This window comes from Streptomyces sp. NPDC034670 (assembly GCF_055574875.1).
In genome coordinates this window covers 1-5,434 of sequence record NZ_JBVITR010000010.1, presented here as the reverse complement: position 1 = coordinate 5,434, position 5,434 = coordinate 1, and the positions used below count along the sequence as shown (strand labels likewise).

The window sequence follows — 5,434 nt, the reverse complement described above, 5'->3', positions numbered from 1 at the left end:
GCCCGGGCGACGACAGTCCCGGCGACGGCGGCCCGGGCGACGACAGTCCCGGCGACGGCGGCCCGGGCGACGACAGTCCCGGCGACGGCGGCCCGGGCGACGACAGTCCCGGCGACGGCGGCCCGGGCGACGACAGTCCCGGCGACGGCGGCCCGGGCGACGACAGTCCCGGCGACGGCGGCCCGAGCGACGACAGTCCCGGCGACGGCGGCCCGGGCGACGGCGGCCCTCACGACGACAGTTCCGACGACGACCCCTCAGGAGGCCCGCGGTGAACGACGCGCTCGACGTCGCCCTGCGACTCCTGGCCGTGTTCGTCGCCTTCCTCACCCTCCCCCTGATCGTGGGTCAGACCGAGCACAAGGTGATGGCCCACATGCAGGGCCGCCTCGGGCCCATGCACGCCGGCGGCTTCCACGGCTGGGCCCAGCTCATCGCCGACGGAGTGAAGTTCGCGCAGAAGGAGGACGTGGTCCCGGCCGGCGCGGACCGCCGCGTCTTCCAGCTCGCCCCGGCCGTCTCCCTGCTGCCGTACCTCCTCGTCCTGCTCGCCCTCCCGATCGGCCCGGGCGAGGGGGCGGTCGGGCAGGTACTGGACGCGGGCGTGTTCTTCGTCCTGGCGGTCATGGGCGTGGGCGTCCTCGGCTCGCTCATGGCCGGCTGGTCCTCCGCCAACAAGTTCTCCCTCCTCGGCGGCCTGCGCACCGCCGCGCAGCTCCTCGCCTACGAACTGCCGATGCTGCTCACCGCCGCCTCGGTGGCGATGGCGGCCGGCACCGTCTCGCTCGTCGGCATCCTCGACGCCTTCGAGTGGTGGTGGCTGCCCTGGCAGATCACCGGCGCGCTCGTCTTCTTCGTCGCCGGCCTCGCCGAGCTCCAGCGCCCGCCGTTCGACATGCCCGTCGCCGACTCGGAGATCATCTTCGGCGCGTACACCGAGTACACCGGTCTGCGCTTCGCGCTCTTCCTCCTCGCCGAGTACGCCGGAATCGTCGTCCTGTGCGGCCTGACCACCGTCCTCTTCCTGGGCGGCTGGCACGGCCCCTGGGGCGCCGACGGACTCGGCTGGGTCTGGACCCTGCTGAAGACCGCGGTCCTCGCCTTCGTCGTCATCTGGCTCCGCGTCACCTACCCCCGCCTGCGCGAGGACCAGCTGCAGAAGTTCTCCTGGACCCTCCTCGTGCCCCTCTCCCTCGCCCAGATCGCCCTCACCGGCGTCGTCAAGGTGGTGTTCCTCTGACATGGCCCCGATTCCCGGCTCCGGCCTGGCCAAGGGCCTGGCCGTCACCCTGCGGACGATGACGAGGAAGTCCGTCACCGCCCAGTACCCGGAGACCCAGCCCGAACTGCCGCCCCGCACCCGCGGGGTGATCGGCCTGTTCGAGGAGAACTGCACGGTCTGCATGCTGTGCGCCCGCGAGTGCCCGGACTGGTGCATCTACATCGACTCCCACAAGGAGACGGTCCCGGCGGCGGCCCCCGGCGGACGCGAGCGCAGCCGCAACGTCCTCGACCGCTTCGCCATCGACTTCTCCCTGTGCATGTACTGCGGCATCTGCATCGAGGTGTGTCCCTTCGACGCCCTGTTCTGGTCCCCCGAGTTCGAGTACGCGGAGACCGACATCCGCGACCTCACCCACGAGCGCGACAAGCTGCGCGAGTGGATGTGGACGGTCCCGGCCCCGCCCGCCCTCGACCCCGGCGCCGAGGAGCCCAAGGAGCTCGCCGCCGCCCGCAGGACCGCCGAGAAGCTGGCCGCCGCCCAGGCCGCGGAGGCGGCCCCGCCCCCGTCCGGCACCGAGCCGCACGCCGACGAACAGGCCCGCGCCGCCGAGTCCCCCACGCGCCCGGCGGGCGCGTCGCAGCAGCAGACGGACCAGCCACGGCAGGAGGGCCGGGAATGACCCTCGCAGCGACCCTCGGCGGCCTCGCGGCCGGCACCGCGGACCTGACGGCCGAGTCCCGGGGATTCCTCTCCCCGACCGGCGTGGAGGTCGCCTTCCTCCTCGTCGGCCTGGTCACCTTCGGCGCCGCCGTCGTCACCGTCACCACGAGGCAACTGGTGCACGCCGCCCTCTGGCTGGTGGTGGCCCTCGGCGGCCTCGCCGTCGAGTACCTCCTGCTCACCGCCGAGTTCATCGCCTGGGTGCAGGTCCTCATCTACGTCGGTTCCGTCATCGTGCTCCTCCTGTTCGGTTTGATGCTCACCCGGGCCCCCGTCGGCCGCTCCCCGGACGCCGACTCCGGCAACCGCCGGGTCGCCCTCGCCGTGGCGGTCGCCGCCGCGGCGGCCCTGGTCTGGGTCGTCGTCGACGCCTTCCGCACCACCTGGATCGACCTGGACGGCGCGCCCGCCGGCTCCACCGACGTGACCGGCGCGAGCCTCTTCCAGCACTGGGTCCTCCCCTTCGAGGCCCTTTCCGTCCTCCTCCTCGCCGCCCTCGTCGGCGCGATCGTCCTGTCCCGCAAGGCGAAGGCCGGCGCCGCGGCCGGGACCGGCGCCCGGCCGGCCGGGCGCGAGCCGGAAGGGACCCGCTGATGCACCTCGCCTATCCCGCCGTGCTGTCCGCCCTCCTGTTCTGCACCGGGCTGTACGGCGTCCTCGCCCGCCGCAACGCGATCCTGGTCCTGATGTCGGTCGAGCTGATGCTCAACGCCGTCAACCTGAACCTGGTCGCCTTCGACGTCTGGCTCAGCCGGGCCGCCGAGGAGACGCTGCACTCCGGCCAGGCCCTGACCCTGTTCACCATCGCCATCGCCGCCGCCGAGATCGGCATCGGCCTGGCGATCGTCCTCGCCGTGTACCGCAACCGCGGCACCTCGGACATCGACCGGCTCCGCGACACCGCCGAGGGCCACGAACCCGACGACCCCGACGCCTCCGCGCCCGGAGCGGCCGCCGAGAAGACCGAGGCCACCGCGTGACCACCACCACCCTCGCCGTCCTCGTCCCCCTCCTGCCGTTCCTCGGCGCGATCACCGGGCTGCTCCTGGGCCGCACCGCCCCCGGCTTCGTCCGCCCGCTCGCCGTCCTGCCGACGCTCGCCTCCCTCGTGCTGGCCGTCGCGGTCGCCGCGCGCCAGGGCGGCGGCCGGGCCGTGGACGCCGCCACCGAACTCGCCCCCACCGGCTCGGTCCCCGTCGAACTCGCCCTGCACGTCGACGGCTTCGCCGCCCTCACCGCCGTCCTGGTCACCGTCGTCGCCACCTGTGTGCAGATCTACTCGACGGGCTACCTGCGCGACGATCCGCGCTACCCCTCCTACGCCGCCCTCGTCTCGCTGTTCACCTCCGCGATGCTCCTGGTCGTCTACTCCGGCGACCTGATGGTGCTGCTGGTCGGCTGGGAGGTCATGGGCATCTGCTCCTACTTCCTCGTCGGCCACTACTGGGAGACCCCCCAGGCCCGCGCCGCCTCCCTCAAGGCCTTCCTGGTCACCAAACTCGGCGACGTCCCCTTCCTCATCGGCCTGTTCGCCCTCGCCACCGAGGCCGGGTCCTTCCGCATCACCCGGGTCCTCGACGCCGTCGCGCACGGGGGCATCGAGCACCCCACGCCGATCGCCCTGCTGCTCCTGGCGGGCGTGGCCGGCAAGTCGGCGCAGTTCCCGCTGCACACCTGGCTCCCCGACGCGATGGCCGGCCCGACGCCCGTCTCCGCGCTGATCCACGCCGCGACCATGGTCGCCGCCGGCGTCTACTTCGTCGCCCGCCTCCTCCCGCTCTTCGAGGCCTCCCGGGCCGCGCTGGTCGTCCTCGCCGTCATGGCCGCCGTGACCATGGCCGGCTCCGCGCTCGCCGCACTCGCCCAGGACGACATCAAACGCGTCCTCGCCTACTCGACGATCGGCCAGCTCGGCTACATGACCGGCGCCCTGGCCGTCGCCGACCGCGGGGCCGCCGTCTTCCACCTCCTGTCGCACGGCGCCTTCAAGGCGCTGCTGTTCCTCGCCGCCGGCGTGGTCATCCACGCCGCCGGCACCAACTCGCTGGCCGCCATGTCCCGCATGGGCCACCTGCGCGACCGCGTCCCCGACGCCTACTGGACGATGACCGTGGCACTGCTCGCGCTCGCCGCGATCCCGCCGTTCAGCGGCTTCTTCTCCAAGGAGGCCGTCCTCGGGGCCGCCGAACACGTCGTCACGGGCCACACCGAGCACGCTCCCGCCGCGGCGGGCTGGACCGTCCTCCTCGCCGGCCTGCTCACGGCCCTGCTCACCGCGGCCTACGCGACGCGCCTGTGGCTGCTGGCCTTCCGCGGCCACGGCACCGAGGCCCCCGACCACGGCAGGCAGCCCCTGACGATGACCGCGGTGCTGTGGGTGCTCGCCGTCCCGTCCCTGGCGCTCGGCGGATTCGCGTTCCGCGTCCTGCCCGACTGGTTCGACGGCCACGACCTGACCCCGACCCTCACCACCTCCGTGCTCGGCACGGGCGTGGCCCTGGTCGGCGGCATCGTCACCTACGCCACCTGGCGGCACACCACCGCGTACACCGTCCGCACCCCCCTCGGCGCCGTCGCCGCCCATCCCGGGGGCGGTGCCGGGCGGGTCGAGGCGGAGGCCGTCGCCGGCCACGAGCCCGCCTACGGGGACATCGCGTACGCGCCCGACCCGTCCGACCCGGGGCGGCTGCTGCTCGGCCCGCTGCACCGGCCCGCGGCCGCCGGCTTCCACCTCGACGCCGTGTACACGGCCCTCTTCGTCCGCCCGGTCCGGGCCGGCGCGCGTCTCGTCCGGTTCCTCGACCGCGAGGTCGTCGACACCTACGTACGCGGCGCGGGAGCACTGCCCCGCTGGCTGGGCGCCGCCGTCCGGCGGGCCCAGACCGGCAACCTGCAGACCTATGTGAGCGCGCTGCTCGCCGGCGCCGTCGTCCTCGCGGTCGCCGCCGTCCTCGTCGCCACGGGAGCGTGAGCAGACGTGATCGATATCAACGAGTCCGTGATGCGGTTCCTCCTGGCGTTCCTCGTCGTCGGCCCGCTCCTCGGCGCCGCCGCCGCCCTCCTGCCGGCCCCGCCCGGACTGAAGGGGAAGTCACCCGAGCAGGCCGTGCTCCGCCACGGCGTCACCGTCACCGGCGCGGTCCTCCTCGCGGCGATCGTCCTCGCGCTCGGCTTCGACCACAGCCGGCCGGCGACGATGCAGGCCACGACCGACATCAGCTGGATCCCCGCCCTCGACGTGCGGATCCACCTCGGCACCGACGGCATCTCCCTCCCCCTCCTGGTCCTCACCGCGCTGCTGACCTTCCTCAGCGCGCTCCACTCGTACTTCAAGCCACCCGCGGGCCCCTCCCCGAAGGCCTTCGTCGCCCTGCTGCTCGTCCTCGAGGCCGGCACCCTCGCGACCTTCGCCGTCCTCGACCTGGTCCTGTTCTTCCTCGCCTTCGAGACGGTCCTCGTCCCGATGTACTTCCTCATCGCCCGCTGGGG

Annotated in this window: 6 protein-coding genes and 1 pseudogene; 6 read left to right on the top strand and 1 reads right to left on the bottom strand. The window is 73.5% G+C overall.

Features of this window, described 5'->3' with window-relative positions:
- Positions 1 to 233, bottom strand: a 233-nt coding sequence (locus ACZ56B_RS09970; protein WP_468788142.1) for a hypothetical protein, incomplete at its 3' end; no start/stop codon positions are given.
- A 38-nt stretch (positions 234 to 271) separates the two neighbouring features.
- On the opposite strand from ACZ56B_RS09970, the gene ACZ56B_RS09965 reads away from it, so the two are divergent.
- The 6 genes and pseudogenes from ACZ56B_RS09965 to ACZ56B_RS09940 all read left to right on the top strand — a co-directional run.
- Positions 272 to 1,240, top strand: a complete 969-nt coding sequence (locus tag ACZ56B_RS09965; protein ID WP_468788140.1) for a complex I subunit 1/NuoH family protein — start codon at positions 272 to 274, stop codon at positions 1,238 to 1,240.
- Between the two features lies 1 nt (position 1,241).
- Positions 1,242 to 1,904: a NuoI/complex I 23 kDa subunit family protein gene (locus ACZ56B_RS09960; protein ID WP_468788138.1), complete on the top strand. Its 663-nt coding sequence runs from the start codon at positions 1,242 to 1,244 to the stop codon at positions 1,902 to 1,904.
- Positions 1,901 to 2,539, top strand: a complete 639-nt coding sequence (locus ACZ56B_RS09955; protein WP_468788136.1) for an NADH-quinone oxidoreductase subunit J family protein — start codon at positions 1,901 to 1,903, stop codon at positions 2,537 to 2,539. Before ACZ56B_RS09960 ends, ACZ56B_RS09955 begins: the two co-directional genes overlap by 4 nt.
- Positions 2,539 to 2,925 carry an NADH-quinone oxidoreductase subunit NuoK gene (nuoK, locus tag ACZ56B_RS09950; RefSeq protein ID WP_468788134.1) on the top strand — a complete coding sequence of 129 codons (387 nt, stop codon included), beginning with the start codon at positions 2,539 to 2,541 and terminating at the stop codon, positions 2,923 to 2,925. Before ACZ56B_RS09955 ends, nuoK begins: the two co-directional genes overlap by 1 nt.
- Positions 2,922 to 4,916, top strand: a complete 1,995-nt coding sequence (locus tag ACZ56B_RS09945; protein WP_468788132.1) for an NADH-quinone oxidoreductase subunit 5 family protein — start codon at positions 2,922 to 2,924, stop codon at positions 4,914 to 4,916. The genes nuoK and ACZ56B_RS09945 overlap by 4 nt, the downstream gene beginning before the upstream one ends.
- Before the next feature lie 6 nt (positions 4,917 to 4,922).
- Positions 4,923 to 5,434: pseudogene (locus ACZ56B_RS09940) on the top strand (NADH-quinone oxidoreductase subunit M); the annotation flags it as partial.